General features: G+C 71.4%; 19 protein-coding genes and 1 pseudogene. 8 read left to right on the top strand and 12 right to left on the bottom strand.

Translation table 11 applies throughout. The annotated features are described in order from the left end of the window. Window positions 1-39 precede the first annotated feature (39 nt). Complete coding sequence (locus tag ACWDVB_RS29765) at window positions 40-759, bottom strand: HNH endonuclease family protein (protein WP_451512941.1); 720 nt, start codon at window positions 757-759, stop codon at window positions 40-42. Window positions 760-1,263: 504 nt separating this feature from the next. Here ACWDVB_RS29765 and ACWDVB_RS29760 point away from each other — a divergent pair. Both ACWDVB_RS29760 and ACWDVB_RS29755 read left to right on the top strand, forming a co-directional pair. Next, complete coding sequence (locus ACWDVB_RS29760; RefSeq protein ID WP_451512940.1) at window positions 1,264-1,842, top strand: TMEM165/GDT1 family protein; 579 nt, start codon at window positions 1,264-1,266, stop codon at window positions 1,840-1,842. A 322-nt stretch (window positions 1,843-2,164) separates the two neighbouring features. Further along, on the top strand, window positions 2,165-2,839 hold the full coding sequence (locus ACWDVB_RS29755) for an HAD-IA family hydrolase (RefSeq protein WP_451512939.1): 675 nt from the start codon (window positions 2,165-2,167) through the stop codon (window positions 2,837-2,839). 170 nt (window positions 2,840-3,009) lie between these two features. On the opposite strand, the gene ACWDVB_RS29750 is transcribed toward ACWDVB_RS29755, so the two are convergent. Both ACWDVB_RS29750 and ACWDVB_RS29745 read right to left on the bottom strand, forming a co-directional pair. After that, entirely contained in the window at window positions 3,010-4,344 is a 1,335-nt protein-coding gene (locus tag ACWDVB_RS29750; RefSeq protein ID WP_451512938.1) for an APC family permease, read from the bottom strand. Window positions 4,345-4,384: 40 nt separating this feature from the next. After that, window positions 4,385-4,675 (bottom strand): peptidoglycan-binding domain-containing protein, encoded by a 291-nt coding sequence (locus tag ACWDVB_RS29745; RefSeq protein WP_451512937.1) that lies wholly within the window; start codon window positions 4,673-4,675, stop codon window positions 4,385-4,387. Between ACWDVB_RS29745 and ACWDVB_RS29740 the strand changes: the two genes are divergently transcribed. Continuing rightward, complete coding sequence (locus tag ACWDVB_RS29740) at window positions 4,611-4,901, top strand: hypothetical protein (protein WP_451513228.1); 291 nt, start codon at window positions 4,611-4,613, stop codon at window positions 4,899-4,901. The genes ACWDVB_RS29745 and ACWDVB_RS29740 overlap by 65 nt on opposite strands. A 654-nt stretch (window positions 4,902-5,555) precedes the next feature. After that, entirely contained in the window at window positions 5,556-7,625 is a 2,070-nt protein-coding gene (locus ACWDVB_RS29735; RefSeq protein ID WP_451512936.1) for a DHA2 family efflux MFS transporter permease subunit, read from the top strand. Here ACWDVB_RS29735 and ACWDVB_RS29730 read toward each other — a convergent pair. From ACWDVB_RS29730 to ACWDVB_RS29710, 5 genes and pseudogenes are all read right to left on the bottom strand, one after another. Next, window positions 7,612-8,172 carry a GNAT family N-acetyltransferase gene (locus ACWDVB_RS29730; RefSeq protein WP_451512935.1) on the bottom strand — a complete coding sequence of 187 codons (561 nt, stop codon included), beginning with the start codon at window positions 8,170-8,172 and terminating at the stop codon, window positions 7,612-7,614. The two genes, ACWDVB_RS29735 and ACWDVB_RS29730, sit on opposite strands and share 14 nt — an antisense overlap. 99 nt (window positions 8,173-8,271) lie before the next feature. Further along, the gene (locus ACWDVB_RS29725) at window positions 8,272-8,598 is read right to left on the bottom strand and encodes an antibiotic biosynthesis monooxygenase family protein (RefSeq protein WP_451512934.1); all 327 of its coding nucleotides are present in this window, start codon (window positions 8,596-8,598) and stop codon (window positions 8,272-8,274) included. Between the two features lie 72 nt (window positions 8,599-8,670). Further along, a pseudogene (locus ACWDVB_RS29720) lies at window positions 8,671-8,988 on the bottom strand (hypothetical protein); the annotation flags it as partial. A gap of 43 nt (window positions 8,989-9,031) precedes the next feature. Beyond that, on the bottom strand, window positions 9,032-9,676 hold the full coding sequence (locus ACWDVB_RS29715; protein ID WP_451512933.1) for a hypothetical protein: 645 nt from the start codon (window positions 9,674-9,676) through the stop codon (window positions 9,032-9,034). A gap of 131 nt (window positions 9,677-9,807) precedes the next feature. Further along, window positions 9,808-10,212 carry a DnaJ family domain-containing protein gene (locus tag ACWDVB_RS29710; protein ID WP_451512932.1) on the bottom strand — a complete coding sequence of 135 codons (405 nt, stop codon included), beginning with the start codon at window positions 10,210-10,212 and terminating at the stop codon, window positions 9,808-9,810. 113 nt (window positions 10,213-10,325) lie between these two features. Between ACWDVB_RS29710 and ACWDVB_RS29705 the strand changes: the two genes are divergently transcribed. After that, window positions 10,326-10,718 (top strand): hypothetical protein, encoded by a 393-nt coding sequence (locus ACWDVB_RS29705; protein ID WP_451512931.1) that lies wholly within the window; start codon window positions 10,326-10,328, stop codon window positions 10,716-10,718. 49 nt (window positions 10,719-10,767) lie between these two features. On the opposite strand, the gene ACWDVB_RS29700 is transcribed toward ACWDVB_RS29705, so the two are convergent. Beyond that, a complete protein-coding gene (locus tag ACWDVB_RS29700; protein WP_451512930.1) occupies window positions 10,768-11,445 on the bottom strand; it encodes an O-methyltransferase in 678 nt (225 codons plus the stop codon). Between the two features lie 169 nt (window positions 11,446-11,614). On the opposite strand from ACWDVB_RS29700, the gene ACWDVB_RS29695 reads away from it, so the two are divergent. Continuing rightward, a complete protein-coding gene (locus ACWDVB_RS29695) occupies window positions 11,615-12,793 on the top strand; it encodes a serpin family protein (protein ID WP_451512929.1) in 1,179 nt (392 codons plus the stop codon). 532 nt (window positions 12,794-13,325) lie between these two features. Here the strand turns inward: ACWDVB_RS29695 and proP are convergent. Beyond that, complete coding sequence (proP, locus tag ACWDVB_RS29690; RefSeq protein WP_451512928.1) at window positions 13,326-14,741, bottom strand: glycine betaine/L-proline transporter ProP; 1,416 nt, start codon at window positions 14,739-14,741, stop codon at window positions 13,326-13,328. Between the two features lie 429 nt (window positions 14,742-15,170). On the opposite strand from proP, the gene ACWDVB_RS29685 reads away from it, so the two are divergent. Continuing rightward, window positions 15,171-17,246 (top strand): bifunctional glycosyltransferase 87/phosphatase PAP2 family protein, encoded by a 2,076-nt coding sequence (locus ACWDVB_RS29685; protein WP_451512927.1) that lies wholly within the window; start codon window positions 15,171-15,173, stop codon window positions 17,244-17,246. On the opposite strand, the gene ACWDVB_RS29680 is transcribed toward ACWDVB_RS29685, so the two are convergent. Further along, window positions 17,200-18,822 (bottom strand): hypothetical protein, encoded by a 1,623-nt coding sequence (locus ACWDVB_RS29680; RefSeq protein WP_451512926.1) that lies wholly within the window; start codon window positions 18,820-18,822, stop codon window positions 17,200-17,202. The two genes, ACWDVB_RS29685 and ACWDVB_RS29680, sit on opposite strands and share 47 nt — an antisense overlap. Window positions 18,823-18,952: 130 nt before the next feature. Next, entirely contained in the window at window positions 18,953-20,197 is a 1,245-nt protein-coding gene (locus ACWDVB_RS29675; protein WP_451512925.1) for a cytochrome P450, read from the bottom strand. Window positions 20,198-20,455: 258 nt separating this feature from the next. On the opposite strand from ACWDVB_RS29675, the gene ACWDVB_RS29670 reads away from it, so the two are divergent. Next, on the top strand, window positions 20,456-21,625 hold the full coding sequence (locus ACWDVB_RS29670) for a steroid 3-ketoacyl-CoA thiolase (RefSeq protein ID WP_451512924.1): 1,170 nt from the start codon (window positions 20,456-20,458) through the stop codon (window positions 21,623-21,625). Window positions 21,626-21,706 lie beyond the last annotated feature (81 nt).

Here is a 21,706-nt window from a genome sequence, read left to right as displayed (position 1 = left end):
CTGTGCCTTCTCTGTGCTTTCCCGGTGCCTTCCCTGTCCTCAGCAGCGGTTGAGGACAGAGGCGAGGGCGCTCTTCTCCTCGGAGTTCACCGTGAGCTTGTAGTGGTGCTTCACGTCCACCCACATCCGGACGTAGAAGCAGTGGTACGAGGCGGTCGGCGGCATCCACTCCGCCGGGTCCTTGTCGCCCTTGGCCTGGTTGACGTTGTCGGTGACGGCGACCAACTGGGGCCTGAACAGGTCGTTGGCGAAGCCCTGGCGCTGCGCGGTGGTCCAGCCGTTGGCGCCGGACTTCCAGGCCTCGGAGAGCGGCACGACGTGGTCGATGTCCACGTCGGACGCGGCGGTCCAAGTCCCGCCGTCATAGGGGGACTTCCACGTTCCGGAGACGGCGGCGCAGCTGGCGTTCTGCTGTACGTCGGTGCCGTCGCGCTTGAGGACGACCTCCCGGGTGTTGCAGGTGCCGGACTGGGTGCTCCAGTGCGGGAACTTGTCCCGGCTGTAGCCGTCGGAGGAACCTTCCGCCTTGACGGTGAGTTCGCCGAGGTAGACGCGGGCGATTTCGACGCCGACCGGGGTCGGGGGAGCGGCCTGGGCCGGGGTGCCGGTGAGCAGGGTGGCCGCGCAGGCCAGCAGGGCGGTGCCGCCGAGGGCGGCCAGGCGGCGCCGACGGCTCGGTGCCGCCTGGCTCTGGGTCGTCTGGCTCCGGGGTGCCGGGCTCCGGGGTGCGGGGCGTCGACGCGCGTAGAGAGCGGACATGTGAACTCCCTTGTTGTGGGGGGTTGTTGGGGTCGTTGGCCGAGGGTCGACCGGTGGGGCGGTCATGGTCCCCCGGTGGGGTTACGTGCGGATGTGCATCCAGTGACAGGGTCGCGTCAATCAGGAGCGGACTTCAAGAGTTCTGGCGCCACGTCATATGCGCGCCGGAGCGCGGGAGTTGTGTTTGCGTGGCCTACGTCACTCCGGAGCGGGCCAAAAGGCCCGGCCGGGGGCCGTCGGGCATCCCGTATGATGGACGGCGCAGAAGGGGAGTAGCTCTTCGCCGGACCGTCGACATACTGCTCAGCTCGTCTGAGCCGGCGCCCGGAGGCAGGCCCTTGTGGGTCGGCCGGCGAGACCTTCGGCAAGCAGTGCAGGCGTACGCACCCGCGTACGTCCTGACGTGCACCTTCGTGTGCGTCCGTGTGCGCTGCCGTGCCGAGGTGTCGTATGCGGAGCGATGCGAGACTCTCGGTGGGGCGGCCCCGACCGATTGAGGAACCCTTGATCAGCTTCAGCGTGATGGCGCTCGTCTTCGGCGTCGTCTTCCTTGCCGAGCTGCCGGACAAGACGGCACTGGCCGGGCTCGTCCTCGGCACGCGCTACCGCGCCTCCTACGTCTTCGCCGGAGTCGCGGCGGCCTTCACCGTCCATGTGGTGCTCGCCGTCGCGGCGGGCAGCGTCCTGACCCTGCTGCCGCAGCAACTGGTCCACGCACTGACGGGCGTCCTCTTCCTCGGCGGCGCCGCGATGCTGCTCCTGAAGGGCGGCGGCGACGAGGAAGAGGTTAGGCAACCCGAGGACCAGAGCTTCTGGAAGGTCTCGGGGGCGGGCTTCATGCTCATCCTGGTCGCCGAGTTCGGTGACCTGACGCAGATCATGACCGCGAACATGGCCGCCCGCTACGACGACCCGCTCTCCGTCGGCCTCGGCGCCGTGCTCGCGCTGTGGGCGGTCGCCGGGCTCGGCATCGTCGGCGGAAAGGCGCTGATGAAGAGGGTGCCGCTGGCGCTCATCACGAAGATCGCGGCGCTGCTGATGCTGGGGCTCGGGGTGTGGAGCCTCTACGAGGCGATCGCGTGACGTCGGTCCTTTTTACGTGACGCCAGCCTTTTTACGTGACGTCGGCCTTTTTACGTGACATCGGCCTTTGCACGTGACGCCGGTCTTTTTGCGTGACGTCGGTCCCTTTACGTAACGCCGGTCCCTTTCGCATGGCGCCGGTCCTTTTTGCGCGGGCCTTGGCCGGTCTGACCTGCGGCGTTGGCTTTTGGCGCCCTCGTTTTGTACCGTGCAGGAACAAAGTGGCTCCGCCCGTACTCCCTGACCGGCGGGCGGGGCCGCCTTGATCTTCCCGCCGCGGGTCCGTCCCGCGCGATCTCCCTCTGCGCTCTGGAGTACGTCGATGACGGCCACGACCGCCGACTCTGTTCTGACCGCCCGGGCCGTCCTCCTCGACATGGACGGCACCCTCGTCAACTCGGACGCCGTCGTGGAGCGCTGCTGGCGGCGCTGGGCCGACCGGCACGGGCTCGACTTCGACGAGGTCATCAGGGTCGTCCACGGGCGGCAGGGGTACGCGTCGATGGCGGTGCTGCTGCCGGAGCGGCCCATGGAGGAGAACCACGCGGAGAACCGCGAGATGCTCGCCGCGGAGACCGCCGACATGGAGGGCGTCGTGCCGGTGCCGGGCGCGCCCGCGTTCATGGCCTCGCTGGCTCGGCTCCGCCTGCCGCACGCGCTCGTGACCTCCGCCGACGTACCGCTCTCCACCGGGCGCATGGCCGCGGCCGGCCTCGCGCTGCCGGATGTGCGGGTGACCGCGGAGAGCGTGGGCGCGAGCAAGCCGGACCCCGAGGGGTTCCTCAAGGGGGCGGCGGCGCTCGGGTTCGACCCGGCGGACTGCGTCGTCTTCGAGGACTCGGAGGCGGGCATCCTCGCGGGCCGGGCGGCCGGCATGCGCGTGGTGGGCGTCGGCGCGCGGGCCGCTGCGCTGAGCCCGACCGTGCATGTGGACGACCTGACGCGGGTGGGGGTCGCGGACGCGGGGGGCGGGGAGATTCGGCTGACGTTCGGCTGAGGTTCTTGCGCTTCCTTGGGTTCTTGAGCTTCCTGAGGTTCCTGGGTTCCTGAGGTTCGGCTGAGAGGCGTGGGTTCGCGGGGCCGGGGAGATCGGTTGGTGCGGCTCACGCTGTGTGCGGGGACGGCGAAGAGCCTGGCTGGCCCCCCTCGAACACAGCCCGGCGCCGCTCAGCCGCGCCGGCGTCGGAGGCGGGCCGCGGCGAAGGCGCCGCATACCGCGCCGACCGCGAGCACGATCAGGCCCCTGAACCAGACCTCGCGCTCGATCTGGGTCGCGAGGGCGACGCAGGACACCGCCCCGAGGAACGGCACTACCGTCGGCGCCCGGAAGTGGTCGCGGACGGCCCTGTCGCGGTCGCGGCGCAGTACGAGGGTCGCGGTGTTGACCAGGAAGAAGACCACCAGGAGCAGCAGCACCAGCGTCGAGGCGAGCGTCGCCACGTCGCCGGTCAGCGCCAGCAGGAGGGAAAGCCCCGTCGTCGCGGCGATCGAGGCCCACGGCGTCCGCCGGCCCGGCAGCACCTTCGTCAGGAACCCCGGCAGCAGGCCGTCCCGCGCCATGCCGAACGCGAGGCGCGACGACATGATGCCGGTCAGCAGCGCGCCGTTGGCCACGGCCACCAGCGCGATGGCGCTGAACAGCTCCGTGGGCACACCCCCGGCCGCCCGGACGACTTCGAGCAGCGGTCCGCTGGACTCGGTCAGCGTCCTGGTCGGCACGGCAGCCGCGGCGGCGGCGCCCACCAGCGCGTACACGGCACCGGCGGTGACCAGCGCGCCGAAGAGCGCCCTCGGATACGAACGCCGCGGGTTGCGGGTCTCCTCGGCGACGTTGACGGACGTCTCGAACCCGACGAACGAGTAGTACGCGAGCACCGCGCCGCTCAGCACCGCCGCCGCGGGCCCGTGGCTCTCCGTACCCAGTTGCGTGAGCCTTCCCAGGTCGCCGTCGCCGCGCAGCAGGATCCAGAGGCCGAGGCCGATCACGATCAGGAGCCCGCTCACCTCGATGACGGTGGCGACGACGTTGGCCCGCGTCGACTCCCTGATGCCGCGCGCGTTGAGCAGCGCCAGCGCGGCCAGGAAGACGATGACGACGAGCGCCACCGGGAGCGTGATGAACTCCGACAGGTAGTCGCCGCCGAACCCGCGGGCCAGCGCGGCCACCGAGACGATGCCGGCGGCGAGCATGCAGAACCCGGCGAGGAACCCCGCGAAGGGTCCGTACGCGAGGGTCGCGTAGTGGGACGCGCCGCCCGCGCGCGGGTACTTCGTCACCAGTTCGGCGTACGAGGCCGCCGTCAGCAGCGCCAGGCACAGTGCGACGACGAGCGGCACCCATACGGCGCCGCCGGAGTCGGCCGCTACCTGGCCGACGAGGACGTATACGCCGGCGCCCAGGACGTCTCCGAGGATGAAGAAGTACAGGAGCGGGGTGGTCAGGGCCTTCTTGAGCGCCGTCGGGGCGTTGGACGCGGGAGGCGCGGTGCTGGGACTTTTCACGCAGAGCCGTATACCCGGTGCGGCGCCCCCACCACGGGACTTATGGCTCTCTTGGCCCTGTTGCCACTCTTGGCTCCCTCGTCTCCGACTCCAGGCTGCGTCGCGTCTGGCGGCCGTACTCGCCCGGGGGGTCCGAGGTCAGGCCGCGGGCCCACTGGTAGCGGGTCACCGCGGCGGTGACCTGCCGGGTGTACGTGCCGTCCGGTTCACCCACGTACAGATACAGCTGGGCCAGACGGCCCTGCAGCTCCGCGACCCCGGGGCCCTTGTCGCCCTCGCTGAGGGTGGCCGTGCGGGCGACCGGTCCGCCGGACGGCGTCGTCGCACCCACCGAGCCCGTCGCCCGCGCGGTCGGCGGCGGCGTCGATGACGACGGGGGCTGTGGCGACGCCGAGCGCTTCCGCGAGGGCGAGAGCGGCGGCACCGCGGCGCGCGGCGTGGCGGACGGGGCGCTGCTGGGGGACGCGGACCGCTTCGCCGAGGGCGGGGCGGGCTTCGTCGGATCCGCGAGGGCCGACGTCGGGGCGTCCGGCAGCGCACGGTCCCGGACCGGCTGATCGGCGGCCGAGGAGAAGAGCCCGGTCGCGAAGACGACAGCAGCGGCAACGACCACCACGGCACCGGCGCCGACCCCACCGAACAGGACGTACCGCCGCGTCCGGGCCGCTCCCGCATACGCCGCAGCCTCCCGGGCAGACCTCCCTGCCGGTAGAGACACCGTCCCGGTCCCGGTCCCGGTCCTGGCCTCGTCTGAGCGGCGTATGTCCGTGGGGTCGGGCGGCGGTCCCGCTCCCCTCCGGGAAGGCTCGGACGGCACCGGCCCGCCGCTAGGTCCGTCCCCAGCCGGGTCGCCCGTGTCGGGGTCCGTCTCCGGGCCCGGCAGGGACACGTAGGGACGTATCCGTAGGGGGCCGTAGTCCTCCGCTGCCGCTGCCTCCTCCGAGCGTGTGCGGTGTGCCGCGTCCGCCGCGTGGCGGGCGCAGCCGCACGCCGGTGCGGTGCCCAGCGGGCGCGTCACCCCGCACCGAGGGCACCGCTGCCCGTCCTGTCCGGTCATCGCCGCACCCCTGCCCTCCCGTGCCCCGCCCGCCCCGAGAACTCCAGCGAATATGCAGACCGAGGCTTCAACAGGCCATAACCGGTCACACGGACCACGATGGAGGAGGAGCACCCTCAGCCCTAGGCGGATTCCGGACTCCCAGGAGGTGCCCATGAGCCAGGACGTCAGCGCCCGCCCCGCGGGGCACGGCCCCGACCCCGCGCACGGTCAGGGAGCGAACGGGCATCCGCCCGGCGGCGTACTGGTCTCCATCGGCGCGCTGCTTCTCGGCATGCTGCTCGCCGCCCTCGACCAGACCATCGTCTCGACCGCCCTGCCGACGATCGTCAGCGAGCTGGGCGGCATGGACCACCTGTCCTGGGTGGTCACCGCGTACATGCTGGCCGCGACGGCCGCGACGCCGCTCTGGGGCAAGCTCGGTGACCAGTACGGCCGAAAGAAGCTGTTCCTCACCGCGATCCTGATCTTCCTGGTCGGCTCGGCGCTGTGCGGCATGGCGCAGAACATGCCGCAGCTCATCGGCTTCCGCGCGCTCCAGGGCCTCGGTGGCGGCGGGCTCATGGTGCTGTCCATGGCGATCGTCGGCGACCTCGTCTCACCGCGCGAACGCGGCAAGTATCAGGGCCTGTTCGGCGCGGTCTTCGGCGCGACCAGCGTGCTCGGACCGCTGCTCGGCGGCCTCTTCACCGAGCACCTCAGCTGGCGCTGGGTCTTCTACATCAACCTGCCCATCGGCGTGATCGCCCTGCTGGTCATCGCCACCACGCTGCACATCCCGGTGCGCGACACCAAGCACACCATCGACTACCTGGGTACGTTCCTCATCGCGTCGGTCGCCACCTGCCTTGTCCTCGTCGCCTCGCTCGGCGGCACCACGTGGAGCTGGGCATCGCCGCAGATCATCGGCCTCGCGGTACTCGGCGCGGTCCTCGCCGTGGCCTTCGTGGCCGTGGAGCGCAAGGCCGCGGAGCCGGTGCTTCCGCTGAAGCTGTTCCGTATCCGCACCTTCACGCTCTCCGCGGTCATCAGCTTCATCGTGGGCTTCGCGATGTTCGGGGCGATGACGTATCTGCCGACGTTCCTCCAGGTCGTGCAGGGCGTCTCACCGACCATGTCGGGCGTGCACATGCTGCCGATGGTCGTCGGCATGCTCCTGTCGACGACCGGCTCCGGGCAGATCGTCAGCCGCACGGGCCGCTGGAAGGTCTTCCCCGTCGCGGGCACGGCCGTCACCGCGCTCGGCCTGATCCTCCTCCACCAGCTCGACGAGAACAGCTCCACGGCCGAGATGAGCGTGTACTTCTTCGTCTTCGGCCTGGGCCTCGGCCTGGTCATGCAGGTGCTCGTGCTCATCGTGCAGAACGCGGTCAGCTACGAGGATCTGGGCGTCGCCACATCAGGCGCGACCTTCTTCCGCTCGATCGGCGCGTCCTTCGGCGTCGCGATCTTCGGCACGATCTTCACCAACCGCCTCGGCGACAAGCTGACCGACGCCCTCGCCGGGCAGCAGCTGCCGCCCGGCGTCGGCGTCAGCACCCTGGAGGCCGACCCGCGCGGCATCGCACAGCTCCCCGCCGGTCTGCGGCCCAGCGCCCTGCACGCGTACGCCTCGTCGATCACGGACGTCTTCCTGTACGCGGCGCCGGTCGCGGTGGTCGCCTTCGTCCTCGCCTGGTTCCTGCGCGAGGACAAGCTGCGCGGCTCCGTCACGGCACCCGACACGACGCAGACCCTGGCCAGCAACCCCGTCGAACGCTCCTCGTACGACGAGGTGGCGCGGGCGCTCTCCGTCCTCGGGACGCGGGAGGGCCGACGCGAGATCTACGAGAACATCACCGCGCGGGCCGGGTACGACCTGCTGCCGGCGGCCAGCTGGCTGCTCCTGCGCGTCGCCCGGCACGGCTCCGTCGAACCGGGCGTGCTCGCCGAACGCACCACCGTGCCGCTGAGCGTCATCACGGCGGCCGCCCGCCAGGTGGAGGAGCGGCGCCTCGCCGAACGCCGCGGCCTGGAGATGTTCCTGACCGACCGCGGCCGTGAGGTCGCGAAGAAGCTGGCCAAGGCCCGCGAGGAGTCCCTGGCCGAACTGCTCGGCGACTGGTGGGGACCGGAACGCCCGACCGACCTCGTCCAGCTGGTCGAACAGCTGAGCGGGGAGCTGTGCGGATCGGAGTCGGAGCGGCCGCACAGGGGCGGGGCGACGGTGGTCAAGGCGGCGTGAGGCCCGCCGCCGGCCCGTGAGTCCGTACGTGCGTCAGTCTCTTGCCGTACCAATGCTCGGCGTACACGCGTTCTCCGTACGGCTCGATCTCCTCGTACCCGTGCCGCGCATACAGCGCGCGGGCCTCCACCAGGTCGGTCCGGGTGTCCAGAATGATCCGCTCCGCGCCGAGCGCACGGGCCGTGTCCTCGGCGGCGGCCAGCAGGACGGGCCCGCCGCCCCTGCCGCGCGTGTCCTCGCGTACGAAGACACGCTTGAGCTCGGCGGTCACGGGGTCGAGCAGCCGCACTCCCGCCGTCCCGACGGGCTCGTCCCCGTACCGTGCCACGAGCAGCACCCCGTCCGGCGGCGCGAGATCGGCCCCGGACTCCGCGGCGACCTCGCGCTCCAGCTCCTCGGGGTCGGTGGGACGGCCGTCGCGGAGCAGATACCAGCGGTCGCTGACCTCGGTGTAGTACGCGCGCCACAGCGCGGCGGCCACGGGCGAGTCGTACGCCTCGGGAGCGACGGTCCAGGAGGCGGTGCGGGCGGGAGCGCGGGAGGTCATGGCGCCATTGTCCGGGCACAAGGACGGCGCCCCGCAAGCGAATTGACTCGCGGGGCGCCGTCCGGAGCGGACCGGTCAGCCGCCGGTCACGGTTCTTGCTCAGTTCTTGGGGGCGGCCTGCTGGATCACCTCGAAGGACCAGACCGTGGAGCCCGACGCGGCAGGCTTGGGCCGCTCACCGCCGCCCGCGCCGCCGCCCTGGTGCGCGGCCTTCATGGGGCCCTCCATCCACGCCTGGAAGGAGGCCTCGTCGCGCCAGCGGGTGTAGACGAGGTACTGGTCCGTGCCCTCGATGGGGCGGAGCAGCTCGAACCACTCGAAGCCGTCGGAGTTCTCCACCGCGCCCGCGCGGGACGCGAAGCGCTTCTCCAGGATCTCGCGCTGTTCCTCGGGGACGGTGAGGGCGTTGATCTTCACGATGCTCATGCGGCCATCCTGCCGTACGGACGGACGGGCGGACGCGCACGTACGCACGTACGCACGCATGCCGTTCGGATCTCAGAGTCGCAGCAGGCGCTCGGCCGTCTCGCGGTAGTCGCGCAGGGCCAGGCGGAGCTGTTCGGTGTCGGTGGCCGAGGACTCGGCCGGGGCGCCCTCGGTGGCCAGGGTGCCGCCCGGCGCCACCCCGGCGGCCGGAGGCGCGCCGCCGTCCGGTGCGCTCCGGGCCGGGGTGGTCTGCCAGGACGAGCGCAGGACGCGGCGGCGTTCGGCCAGGGTGTCGGTGAGGCGGGCGATGGCGTCCTCCAGGACGTGGTCGACCTCCTCGACCGCGCCGCGCGGACCGTCGACGAAGCCGTTGACGGCGTTCTGGAGGCGCAGGGTCAGCTTGTCGCGGTCGGCGGGCGGGAACAGCGTCGTGTCAGCCATGCTGAACTCCCCTTCGGGTGATGCCGGTCGAACGCTTGCCGGACGTGTGCTTGCCCGAGCGTGCCGTGGCGGAGTGGTCGGGGTGGTCCGCGATCAGGTCGTCGAAGAGCGCCCGCGCCTCGATCATGGCCGCGCGCATCTCCTCGGTGCCGGTGCGGCTCTGCTCGGCGCCCGTCGTGTCGAGCGCCGCGCGGTGCACCCTGCGGTAGCCGTGGACGTGGGTCGCGTGGTGCACGGAGAGCGCGTCGAGCTGGTCCTCGTAGTGGCCGGCGTCGGGGAAGCCGCGCGCCCCGGCCAGTTCGGCGATGAGCCGGTCCGCCTCGGCCACGGCCTCGCGCGGGGAGTCGACGAACCGCTCCTGGGCGAGGTTCCAGCGGGCGGAGTACTGCTCACGCGCGGCGGACTCCAGCGGCCGCGTCCGCAGGGTGCCGTGCCGCTTCACGCGCTCGCCGAGGTCGCGTTCGGCCGCCCTGGTGTCGCCGTCGTGCCGGGCGACCGCACGGTCGTACTCGGGCCCGAAGCGGCGCTTGAGGCTGTGGCCGCCGCCCGCGTTCCGGCGCCTGCGGTACAGCACGAACGCGGCGGCGGCGAGGGCGACGACGACCACGATCAGAACGATGATCATGACTGTGGACATGGATGGGTGCCTTCCCGGGGGTGGGCCTTGCGGTGCGGTGCGAGGCACGGCGTGCGGGCCTCGCACCTGTCCCCGGGGCGAGTTGCCAGGAAGCGGGCCGTCAAACGGCGCGGACCGGGCCGGGCGTGGGCTCAGGCGGGGTGGCGCTCCCGCCAGTCGCGCGCCACTTCGTCGACGTCGTACGGGGTGAGGCCGAGCGGTGGTCCCGGCGGCGGGGTGCGCAGGGCGGCGCGGATCTTCTCGTTGAGGTCCGTCATGAGCTTGCGCGCCATGCGTTCGGACGGGGCGTCCGCGGCGGCGGCCAGCGTGTCCTCGGCCTCCTTGCGCAGGGCGAGCGTGGGGGAGAGGTAGGAGAGGCCCTCGCGGGCCATCTTCTGCTTGACCCACCACATCTCATCGTACGTGGGATCGGGGCCCTCCGGCAGCGGTTTGCCCTTCCCCGGCAGAGAGGCGAAATCGCCGCGTTCCTCCGCCTCACGGATCTGCTTGTCGATCCAGGACTCGAAGTTGACTCCAGGTGGCTTGCGCTCAGTCATGTGTGCATTGTCGCAGGAGGGTCGTGCGTCCGCCCGGGGGCGCGACCTAAGATGCGGCAGCGCGCGACGGTCAACCACGCTCGCGCCGCCCCGAGTTGAAGGAGCGTACGTACGTGCTGGAGCTGACGATGGCCTCGGTGTCCGGGGCGGATGCGGGCGCGACCGCGGGCATGCTCATGGCCGACGCGCCGAGCGAACCGGGTGCGGTGCTGCGCGTGGGGCGCGACGCGAGCGTGTGCCGTCTGGTGACGCCGGGCGACTGGCTGTTCGTGTCCCGTACGCACCTGGAGTTCCGCTGCGGGCCCGACGGGGCCTGGTCCGTGACCTGGCTGCACGGCTCGAACCCCGACCCCGCCTCCGAGGTGCGGGTGGTGTCCGAGGGGGCGGCGCGGCCCCTCGCGTACGGAGGGATGGCGCCGCTCTCCAGGGGCGGCTCGGGCGAGGTGGTCATCCAGGACAGGTCGGGGCCGCGGAGTGTGAACGTCGGCTTCTATCACGAGGGTTGAGGGGCGGTGCGCGCTTCGTAGGCGCAGGGTGTGTGCCGCCGCGTCGTCGTCAGTCCAGTACGCGGGCCAGCGCGAAGCCGTCGTACCCCTTGGTGCCCACCGTCTGCACCGCCGTCGCGCTGAGCTTGGGGTGCCGCGCCATGATGTCCAGCGCGGCGCGGGTGCCGCGCACGCTCGGGTCCGGGTCGGCGGGGTCGGCGACGGCGCCGCCGCGTACGACGTTGTCGAGGACGATGAGGCTGCCGGGACGGGTCAGCTTGAGCGACCACTCCACGTAATGCGGGTTGTTGGCCTTGTCGGCGTCGATGAAGACGAAGTCGAAGGGCGCGGGGTTCTCGGTGTGTTCCGCGCCGAGCGCGGCGAGCGACTCCAGGGCGGGGCCGACGCGGATCTCGGTGAGCTTGTCGAGCCCGGCGCGGGCGAGGTTGCCGCGGGCCACGTCGGCGTGCTCGGGCTTGTACTCCAGGGTGACGAGATGGCCGTCGGCGGGCAGGGTGCGGGCCAGCCAGATCGTGCTGTAGCCGCCGAGCGTGCCGATCTCCAGGATGCGGCGGGCGCCCTGCGTCCGGGCGAGGAGCTGGAGGAGCTTGCCCTGGTTCGGGGTCACGCTGATCGGCGGCAGGCCGGCCGCCTCGCTGTCGCGGAGGGCGGCGGCCAGGGGCTCGTCGGCCGGGGCGAGGAGGTCGGTGAAGTAGTCGTCGACGGAGTTCCACTGCTGCGGGTTCATGCGGATGTACGTTCCCTTCGACTGTCTAGTTAGTTTCGCTAAGGAGACTAGTCGGATGGGGGGCCGGTTGTCAGTGGGCGCTCGCATACTTGGGGTTGGAGATTGGCGGCTTCAGTGAACGGGCGTGTGACGGGGATCGGGATGGGCGATGGTCGATGGGAGATGGGAGATGGGTGTGGCTTACGGGGTGGAGCGGGTGGAGGCGGGGCGGGAGCTGACCGGTGCGGTGGTTCAGGGATTCGCCGAGCGGTGGCTTCCGGAGATGGCGCGGATGGGCGAGGGCGCTGACGGTGCGGGCGACTTCGTCTGCTCGCCCGCGGGCATGTGGCTCGCTCTGGCCGCCGTCGCGGCGGGGGCCGGGGCGGAGACCGCCGACGAGTTGAGGGGCTTGCTCGGGGTCGCGGGGGCGGACGCGGCGCGTGCGGTGACGGACGGGGCGGGGGTCCTCGCGGGCACGGACGCGGTGGGCGTCGCCACGCGCGTGTGGAGCCGTGTCCCCGTCTACCGGGAGTACCGGGAGGCGCTGCCGGGCATCGGCTTCGGGGCCATGGACGTCCACGGCGCCGAGGGTGCCGACGCGTGGGTGCGGGAGGCCACGGGCGGCATGATCGAACGGCTTCCGGTGTCCGTCACGCCGGGCACGCTGCTTCTCGTCGTCAACGTCCTTGCGCTGAAGGGTTGTTGGGAGGTCCCCTTCGAGGGGGCCGGTACGCGGGACGCCGCCTTCACCGACGTGGCGGGCGTTGTCCATCGGGTGCCGACGATGCATCGGTCGGTCGCGCTCGGGGATGCGTGGGTGGTTGACGGCGGTGGGGCTCCAGGGAGCGGGGGCGCGGGGAGCGGGGGTGCGCGGGTCGTCGAGATGCGGTGTGTCGCGCGGGGCGGGCGGCCTCCTGTGCGGGTCCGCTTCGTCCTCGGGGAGCCGGGGGCGGGGCCCGCCGCCGTGCTGCCGCTCGGCTGGGCGCCGCGCGAGCGGCGCTCGTCGCTCGACGCCGAGCAGGTCCTCGTGGCTCTGCCCCGCCTCTCGCTGCGCACGCGGACCGACGCGACCGGGCAGTTGGCCGCGCTCGGGGTGCGGCGGGCTGTGAGCGACGCGGCGGACTTCTCCGGGATGTCGCCGGAGCGGCTCGCGATATCGCAGGTCGTTCAGGAGGCGGTCGTGAAGGTTGCGGAGGAGGGGGTGGAGGCGGCGGCGGTTACGGCTGTGCCCATGCGGCCGGGCGCGGGGCGCCTACGGCGGGTCGAGCGGGTCGCCTTTGAGCGGCCTTTTGGGGTTGTGGTGCTGGATGGGGCTGGGGAGGTGCCGTTGTTTGCGGCTTGGCAGGCGGGGGCGCCGGGCGGGCCGTAGGCCTCTGGCGGCCCCGCCCCTCACACCCCTGACCCCCGGCGCGGCTCCGTTCCTGAAGCTCCGCCCCGGGCCTCGTTCCTCAAGCGCCGGAGGGGCTAAGTCGCGCGGCTCCGTTCGCGGGGGCTCCGCCCCGAACCCCGCTCTCCAGCGCCGGAGGAGCTAAAGATGCGCGGCTCCGTTCCTGGGGCTCCGCTCCGGACCCGCCGCTCCTCCAGCGTCGGAGGGGCTGAAGTCGCGCGGCTCCGTTCCCGGGGCCCCGCCCCGGACCCGCCGCTCCTCCAGCTCCGGAGGGGGTGAAGTCGCGCGGTTTCATTCCCGGGGGCTCCGCCCCGGGCCCCGCCCCTCAATCTCCGGAGGGGCTAAGTCGCGCGGCTCCACTCCCGTGGCTCCGCCTCAGTCCCCGCTCCTCCAGCGCCGGAGGGGCTGGATCTATCCGGAGGGGCCGGATTTGCGCGGCCCTATTGAGCCCGTCCGGCGATTGAGGACGAGCTCGGCGCAGCCGGCGATTTACGGTGCGGCCGCCTTCGGCGAGTCAGCGTTCGACCGCCGGCGGCGACCCCGGCAGCGGCTTGCCCGCCGATTCCGTCATGTACCAGACGGCGATGCCGCCCACCACCGCCGCCGCCATCATGTAGTACGCGGGCATCATCCTGTCGCCCGTCGCGCCGATCAGCGCCGTCACCACCAGCGGTGTCGTGCCGCCGAAGACCGAGACGGAGATGTTGAAGCCGATGGAGAGCGATCCGTAGCGGACCTTGGTGGGGAAGAGGGCGGGGAGGGCCGAGGGCATGGAGGCCGTGAAGCAGACCAGGAGCAGGCCGAGGGCGGCCAGGCCCAGGCCGATCGCCCAGAGGGAGCCCTCGCGGATCAGGAGCAGAGCGGGAACGGAGAGGAGGAGGAAGCCGACGCAGCCCGTGGCGATCACCGGGCGGCGGCCCACCCGGTCCGTGAGCGCGCCGACGAACGGCTGGGCGCACATCATCAGCGCCATGACGGCCAGGATGACGAGGAGGCCGTGCGTCTCGTCGTACTTCAGTTCACTGGTCAGATAGCTCGGCATGTACGACAGCAGCATGTAGTCCGTGACGTTGAAGACCAGGACCAGGCCCATGCAGAGGAGGAGCGCCTTCCACTGCCCGGTGACCATGTCGCGCAGCCGTACCTTCGCGCGGGTCTGCTCGTCCTTGTGGGCCTTCTCCAGCTCGGCGGCGAACGCCGGGGTCTCCTCCAGCCGCATCCGCAGATAAAGGCCGATCAGGCCCATCGGGCCCGCGATCAGGAAGGGGATGCGCCAGCCCCAGGAGAGCAGGTCATCGGATGACATCAGAGCCGTCATGAGGGTGACCAGGCCCGCGCCGCCGATATAGCCCGCCAGCGTGCCGAACTCCAGCCAGCTGCCGAGGAAGCCCCGCTTCTTGTCGGGGGCGTACTCCGCGATGAACGTGGAGGCCCCCGCGTACTCGCCGCCCGTCGAGAAGCCCTGCACCAGGCGGGCGAGGAGCAGCAGGATCGGGGCGCCCACGCCGATCGACGCGTAGGACGGGATCAGGCCGATCGCGAACGTGCCCGCCGCCATCATGATCATCGTGACGGCGAGGACCTTCTGGCGGCCCACGCGGTCGCCGAGCGGGCCGAAGACCATGCCGCCGAGCGGCCGGATCAGGAAGGCCGCGGCGAAGGCGCCGAACGTGGAGAGCAGCTGGGCGGTGGGGTTGCCCGAGGGGAAGAAGACCTTGCCCAGCGTCACGGCGATGTAGCTGTAGACGCCGAAGTCGAACCACTCCATCGCGTTGCCGAGGGCGGCCGCCTTCACCGCGCGCTTGACCATCGCGGGGTCGGTGACGGTGACGCCTGCGGTGGCGTCCGGGGCTGTGGTGTCCGAGGGCCGGGGGGCGGGCCCCGGAGCGGACGGGGGCTTCCGGAGTGCGACGGGTGTGGCGCTCGCCAAGGGTTCGCTCGCCTGCTTTCGGTGGACGACAAGGGCGGGGCCGCCCACGGAAACCGGGGCGGCCCGAAATCGACCATAGGTGCATGAACCACCGTTACGTTCGGTACATAAATGGCCACAGAAGGCGCGAAAATGGCCGCCAGCCAGGTCAAACAGTGTTTCTTCCGGTACGGGGGACAAGGTGTACTTGTGATCTATTTCGCTGCCCCGGCCAGGAACCGCCCCCGTCGGCGGTCCGGCGGTTGGGCGCGTCGGCGAAAAGCCGATAGAAAACGATATGGCCGCCAGGTGACATGGCGGTTGCGTGCGTCCTACAGCAGGGACGCGGACTCTCCGGGCCGCACCGGGCCCACCACGACCGGGCCGCACTCGGGCCCTTCACAGAGAGGGCCGCAGACGTGACGAATAGGGCGGGAGGGCCGACGGGGCGTGGTGAATGTTGAGCGCAGGCGACCGGGCGAAGCCTTGGGGGCGGGACAGGCGGGACAGGCCGGTGGATCCGAGGCGCGGATCGGCGCGATCCGGGTCGCTCTCTGGCTGATCGCCGCCGTCCTGGCCATCCGGCAGGTGGCCGCCGTCCTGCGCACCCCCGAGGGCGAGCGCCTCATCGACCTGGAGACCTGGGTCGGGCCCAGCGGCGTCCTGCACGTCAACGGCTCCCTCTACGACGCGGACAGGTTCACCGGCACCCCCTTCGCCGGTCTCGTCCTCAAACCCCTCGCCCGCTCGGGGGAACAGGCGCTCGGCTGGGCCTGGACCTTCGGCACACTCGGCCTCGTCGTCGTCCTCGGCCTCGTCGCCGCCCGCGCCCTGCCGCAGCCGGTCTCCCGGCGCACCTCGCTCCTCGCCGCCCCCGTGGCGATCAGCCTGCTCATCCTGTCGCTGCCGGTGCGCAACACCCTGTATCTCGGCCAGACCAGCATCCTCCCGGTCCTCCTCGTACTGCTCGGCCTCTTCGCCGTCCGCGGCGAGCGGGCCAGCGGCGTCCTCATCGGCGTCGGCGCGGCGCTCCAGCCGCCCATGCTGCTCTTCGCCGGGCTGCTCTGGTTCACCGGCCGCAAGAGGGCCGCCGCGTCCACCGGCGTCACCTTCGCCGCCTGCACGGCGCTCGCCTGGGCCGCGATGCCGCACGACTCGTGGACGTACTGGATACATCACCTCGCCGGAGCGGGCCTCGGCGCCAGCCCGGACGCCGACGCCAACCAGTCGCTGCACGGCATGCTGCTCCGCCTCGGCCTCGAAGGCTCCCTGGAGACGGGGCTCTTCCTCGCCCTGAGCATGGCCGTCGCCTTCCTCGGCCTGCGCCGCGCCGTGCGCTACGCCAAGGACGGGCAGCTGCTCCTGGCCGTCGCGATCACCGGCTGCGTCGTGGTCGCGGTATCGCCGACGACCTGGCAGCACCAGCTCCTGTGGGTGCTCTTCGCGGTGGCCGGCCGGGTCGGCAAGCGCCAGTCCGACCGGTACATGTGGCCCATCGCCGTCGTTCTCGTGTCGACGCTGCCCGCCAAGATGATGCTGCCGAACATGCCGGTCACCGAGCCGGTCCGCGACAACGTCGTGCTGATCGCGGCGCTCGCCGCCGCCACCGTCGTACCGTTCCTCCTGCGCACGCACCCGCAGTACCGCAGGCCGATCCCCACGAACTACGCCGCGCCCGTCGCCGCCCGTTGGAGCCGGGTGCCGCTGATCCCGTTCTGGCGGCGCGTCCTGACCCGCCCCAACCTGCTGCTCGAACTGCTCCTGATCCGCGTCGGCTACTCCGCGTACCAGCAGGTCAGGCTCGCCGCGACCGGCGGCACCATCTCCGGGGCCCGGGCCACCGCCGAGCACCACGGCGAGCAGGTCCACGCGATCGAGCGGTTCCTGTACCTCGACGTCGAGCACTGGTTCAACCACCTCACGGTGCGAACCGGCCGGCTGGAGGACTTCTTCAACTTCTACTACACGTCGTTCCACTTCGTGGTGCCGCTGACCGTCCTCGCCGTCCTCTACGCGCGCCGCCCCGCCGAGTACCGCTGGGCGCGCTCCGCGCTCGGCTTCGCGACGGTCCTCGCGCTCATCGGCTTCTGGGCCTACCCGCTCGCCCCGCCGCGCCTGATGCCGGACCTCGGCTTCATCGACACCGTGCACGGCGTGCAGGACTTCACCAAGCCGAACTACGGCACGCTGACCGACCTCACCAACCAGTACGCGGCGATGCCCTCGCTGCACTTCGGCTGGTCCCTGTGGTGCGGCCTGGTCATCGTGGTCCTCGCGCCGAAGTGGTGGATGAAGGCGCTCGGCCTGCTGCACCCCTTCTGTACGCTCTGCGCGATCGTGGGCACCGGCAACCACTGGGTGCTCGACGCGGTGGGCGGCGCGGCCGTCGTCGGCGCGGGCTTCGGCCTCACCTACCTGCTGTCGGGCCCCCGGGTGCGAGAGCCCCTGAAGGCCGCCGTGGGCGCCGGGGCGCCGCCCGTCATCGACATGTCGAAGGACTCGGCGAAGGGCCGTACCCCGAGCTGATCCGGTAGGTGCCCGGCGCGGGCACCGAGAGACGCGTGAACTCGCCCTGCCGCTTCAGGCAGGCCCCCTCGGCCCGCAGCCACGGCGAGTACACGAGGCGGACCGTCACCGAGCCGCGCTCCGGGACGTGTACGACCACGTCGGAGCCCGTGGTGCGGACGACGGAGGCGGGCTCCGACACCAGCGGCACCGGATTCCTCACCCGGAAGATCCGCCAGTGCGCGTCCCTCCACACCGGCTCCAGCCACTCGGGGCCGCTCGCCACCAGCTCCGCCTCGTCCTCGGCGGGCCCGTCCGGTCTGCCCGAGGGCAGCACGACATACCCCACGGCCCACCTGTCGAGCCACGCGCGGTAGGTGGCCGCCGAGAACGTCCCGTCGTAGAAGAGGCGGCCGCGTTCGATGTCGAGCTGGCGGTTCCAGCCGCGCGCCATGTTCACATAGGGCGCGAGGGCGGTCGCCTCGCGGTGGTTGCGGGCCGGGACCACCTCGACGCGCGTCCGGTCGGCCCGCAGCCGCTCCAGCTCCCGCACCACGCCCTGGGTGTCGGCCGCCCAGCCGGGCACCTTCGTGGACACCGTGAGGTCTTCGACGGTCTTCTGGAGCACCCAGGCCGAGGAGAGCACCAGCGCCACCGTCAGCGCGATGCGCCGCGCCCGGTCGCGCCCCGGGGCGAGCAGCGCCGCGAGCAGCGCGGCGGGGCCGACCAGCTCCGCGAGGCGCTCGACGTTGGTGCCGATCGGGGAGGGGATGAGATACGTCAGCACCGTCCCGGCCGCGTACACGGCCGCCCCCCAGCGCGGCACCCGCCACTCGCGGGGGCCCGCGAGGATCAGCGCGAGGCTGCAGATCACCGGCGGGAGGATCCGGTCGAACGGCATCGGCTGCTCACCGCTGAACGGGAAGAGCACCGTCGTGGTCGCCACGACCAGGAAGGGCGGCACGATGAGCGCCGCGGCGCGCCCCCAGTCGCGTACGAAGAAGTAGGCCGCGCCCGCGACGACCAGGAAGAGGCCCGCCACCGGCGACGCCATGGTGGCCAGCGCCGCGCACACCACGGCGACGACCGCACGCCGCCCCCGCACGAGCGCCAGACAGGCCGCGAAGGCGAAGGCGAGGCCGAGCGCGAACGTCGTGCGCCCCGAGGCGACGTTGCACCACACACCGAGCGAGGCGAGCACCGCGGGCCACAGGGGCCTGCGGACGCCGGTGCGCTCGATGAGCGCGGCGACCAGCCAGGCGCCCGCGATCCCGGAGAGCACCGTCACGGTCTTCACACCGACGGCAGCCATCAGATAGGGCGAGATCAGGCTGTAGTTGGCGGTGTGCATGCCGCCGTACCAGAAGAGGTTGTACGCGGTCGCGCCGTGCTCGGAGGCGAACCGCGCCCAGGCCTCCTGCGCGGCGAGGTCGCCGCCGCCCGTCGCGAGGAACGCCGCCCACACCGCGTACAGGGGAAGGGTGGGGACGGTGGCGAGCAGGGGGACGCGGTGCCGTCGGCAGAAGGTCCGGAAGGAGGACTTCCGCTCGGTGGGCGTGCTGCCGGGCGGGGCGATCGAGAACTCGGCAGAGACCACGGCCACCGTTTCCGTTCGAAGTCTTGGAAAGGCAAGGTTCACCTCTCAAGACGCGGCACGCAACGGAAACGTTGGTTCCGTAAAGCGAGTTGACCCGATGTGCTGAACGGGCTGACTCCCGAGAGGCGGGTCAGCCGGTGCTGACCCGCAGCTCCTTGACGCCGTTGAGCCAGGCGGAGCGGAGTCGGCGGGGGTCGGAAACCAGCCGCAGGCCGGGCATGGCGTCGGCGATCGCGTGGAAGATGAGGTTGATCTCCAGGACCGCGAGGGACTTGCCGAGGCAGAAGTGCGGGCCTCCGCCGCCGAAACCCAGATGCGGGTTGGGGTCGCGGGTGATGTCGAACGCGTCGGGGTGTTCGAAGACATCGGGGTCGTGGTTGGCGGAGGAGTAGAAGATGCCGACGCGGTCGCCCCGCTTGATCTCGGCGCCGCCCAGCTCGGTGTCCTGCGTCGCGGTGCGCTGGAAGGAGACGACCGGGGTCGCCCAGCGCACGATCTCCTCCGCCGTGGTCGCGGGGCGTTCGCGCTTGTAGAGCTCCCACTGGTCGGGGTGGGTGAGGAAGGCGTGCATGCCGTGGGTGATGGCGTTGCGGGTGGTTTCGTTGCCGGCCACGGCGAGCAGGATCACGAAGAAGCCGAACTCGTCGCCGGAGAGGTTCCCCTCGTCCTCCGCCGCCACCAGCTGGCTGACGATGTCCTTGGCCGGGCACTCCTTGCGGGCCGCGGCGAGGTTCATCGCGTAGCTGACGATCTCCAGCGCCGCCTCGGCGCCGATCTCCTCGGTGATGGCGTACTCCGGATCGTCGTATCCCGCCATCTTGTTGGACCAGTCGAAGATCTTGGAACGGTCCTCCTGGGGTACGCCGATCAGCTCGGCGATGGCCTGGAGCGGCAGTTCGACGGCCACGTTCGTCACGAAGTCGAAGGCGCCGTCGGGGCCCGCGTTCTCCAGGGCCGTCGCCACGATGGAGGCGGCGCGCCGGCGCAGGGCGTCCTCCAGCGAGCGAATCGCACGGGGCGTGAAGCCGCGCTGCACGATCTGCCGGACCCGGGTGTGCTCAGGCGGGTCCATGTTGATCATGATCAGCTTCTGGACGTCTATCTGGTCCCGGCTGATCGTCTCATTGAAGCGGATGATCGCCGTGTTGGTGTTCGAGGAGAACAACTCCGGGTGCGTGGAGACGTACTTGACGTCCTCGTGCCGGGTGACGGCCCAGTAGCCCGCGTCGTCGAATCCGGAGACGCGGGGCGGCTGGACGATCCAGCGCACCGGTTCCGTCTGCCGCAGCTGTGCGAACTCCGGGAGGGGTACGCGGTCTTGAAGCAGGTCGGGGTCGGTGAAGTCGAACCCGTCGGGAAGCGCTGGACAGGGCATCGGCAACTCCTGGCGTGGGCTGGGTTCTGACGAGCCATCAGGACATGACGCTTGGCTCGCAAGGTAATAACGGGTTCTACAAGTGGCAAGGCCCATGGCGCGGCCGGTTCCGTGCGGGTCCGGCGCGAGGTGCGTGCAAGACCCTTGCGGCGCCGGGGTCCGGCTCAGCAGACTGCTGAACAGAACTAGAACGCGTACTAGTTCCTCTCGCGAGGCGCCGGGACGGCTCGCGGGACGTGGACGGAGAGGACCAGCCCCATGGCCGCGGAACCTGTCATCGTCGAAGCCGTACGCACCCCCATCGGCAAGCGCGCGGGCGCGCTCGCCAACCTCCACCCCGCCTATCTGCTCGGGGAGACCTACCGCGAACTCCTCGGACGCACCGGCATCCACGCCGACTGCGTCGAACAGATCGTCGGCGGCACGGTGACCCACGCCGGGGAGCAGTCCATGAACCCCGCGCGCACGGCCTGGCTCACCATGGGGCTTCCGTACGAGACGGCGGCGACGACGGTGGACTGCCAGTGCGGCTCGTCGCAGCAGGCCAGCCACATGGTCGCGAACATGGTGGCGGCCGGGGTCATCGACGTCGGGATCAGCTGCGGCGTGGAGGCGATGTCGCGGGTGCCGCTCGGCTCCGGCTCCAAGCACGGACCCGGGAAGCCCTTTCCCGACGAGTGGAACGTCGACCTGCCCAATCAGTTCGAGGCCGCCGAGCGCATCGCCCGCAAGCGCGGCCTCACCCGCGAGAATGTGGACTCGCTCGGCCTCATCTCGCAGGAGCGGGCGGCCGCGGCGTGGTCCGAGGAGCGCTTCAAGCGGGAGACGTTCGCCGTCCAGGTGCCCACCACGGAGGAGGAGCAGGCCGCCGGGCAGGGCATGTGGCGGCTCGTCGACCGGGACGAGGGGCTGCGCGACACGACGATGGAGGGGCTCGGCGGGCTCAAGCCGGTCATGCCGACCGCCGTGCACACCGCCGGGAACTCCTCGCAGATCTCCGACGGCGCAGCGGCCATCATGTGGGCGTCGAAGCGGATGGCACGGGCCCTGAAGCTGAGGCCCCGGGCCCGGATCGTCGCTCAGGCCCTGGTCGGCGCCGATCCGCACTTCCACCTGGACGGGCCGATCGACGCGACGCGGGCCGTGCTCGGCAAGGCGGGGATGTCCCTCAAGGACATCGACATCGTCGAGATCAACGAGGCGTTCGCGTCCGTGGTGCTGAGCTGGGCGCAGGTCTTCGGGCAGGACCTGGAGAAGGTGAACGTGAACGGCGGCGCGATCGCCCTCGGCCATCCGGTAGGGGCGACGGGGGCGCGGCTCATCGCCACGGCCCTGCATGAGCTGGAGCGGCGGGACAAGGAGTTCGCGCTGGTGACGATGTGTGCGGGGGGTGCGGTGGCGACGGGCACGATCATTCAGCGTCTGTAGGACCTGCGGAAACACGAGACGCCGGACGGGCTGGATATCCAAACCCTACGGCGGGATATAAAAGACCGACCGGGGTGTTTG

The organism is Streptomyces sp. NPDC003379 (assembly GCF_053589195.1).
This window is presented reverse-complemented; position numbering and strand designations above follow the sequence as displayed.

What these genes read in the sequence shown, in the direction of transcription:
- ACWDVB_RS29765 (WP_451512941.1), bottom strand. Translation starts at nt 759, where the DNA reads ATGTCCGCTCTCTACGCGCGTCGACGCCCCGCACCCCGGAGCCCGGCA.
- ACWDVB_RS29755 (WP_451512939.1), top strand. Translation starts at nt 2,165, where the DNA reads ATGACGGCCACGACCGCCGACTCTGTTCTGACCGCCCGGGCCGTCCTC.
- ACWDVB_RS29735 (WP_451512936.1), top strand. Translation starts at nt 5,556, where the DNA reads ATGAGCCAGGACGTCAGCGCCCGCCCCGCGGGGCACGGCCCCGACCCC.
- ACWDVB_RS29730 (WP_451512935.1), bottom strand. Translation starts at nt 8,172, where the DNA reads ATGACCTCCCGCGCTCCCGCCCGCACCGCCTCCTGGACCGTCGCTCCC.
- ACWDVB_RS29725 (WP_451512934.1), bottom strand. Translation starts at nt 8,598, where the DNA reads ATGAGCATCGTGAAGATCAACGCCCTCACCGTCCCCGAGGAACAGCGC.
- ACWDVB_RS29715 (WP_451512933.1), bottom strand. Translation starts at nt 9,676, where the DNA reads ATGTCCACAGTCATGATCATCGTTCTGATCGTGGTCGTCGTCGCCCTC.
- ACWDVB_RS29710 (WP_451512932.1), bottom strand. Translation starts at nt 10,212, where the DNA reads ATGACTGAGCGCAAGCCACCTGGAGTCAACTTCGAGTCCTGGATCGAC.
- ACWDVB_RS29700 (WP_451512930.1), bottom strand. Translation starts at nt 11,445, where the DNA reads ATGAACCCGCAGCAGTGGAACTCCGTCGACGACTACTTCACCGACCTC.
- ACWDVB_RS29695 (WP_451512929.1), top strand. Translation starts at nt 11,615, where the DNA reads ATGGGTGTGGCTTACGGGGTGGAGCGGGTGGAGGCGGGGCGGGAGCTG.
- ACWDVB_RS29675 (WP_451512925.1), bottom strand. Translation starts at nt 20,197, where the DNA reads ATGCCCTGTCCAGCGCTTCCCGACGGGTTCGACTTCACCGACCCCGAC.
- ACWDVB_RS29670 (WP_451512924.1), top strand. Translation starts at nt 20,456, where the DNA reads ATGGCCGCGGAACCTGTCATCGTCGAAGCCGTACGCACCCCCATCGGC.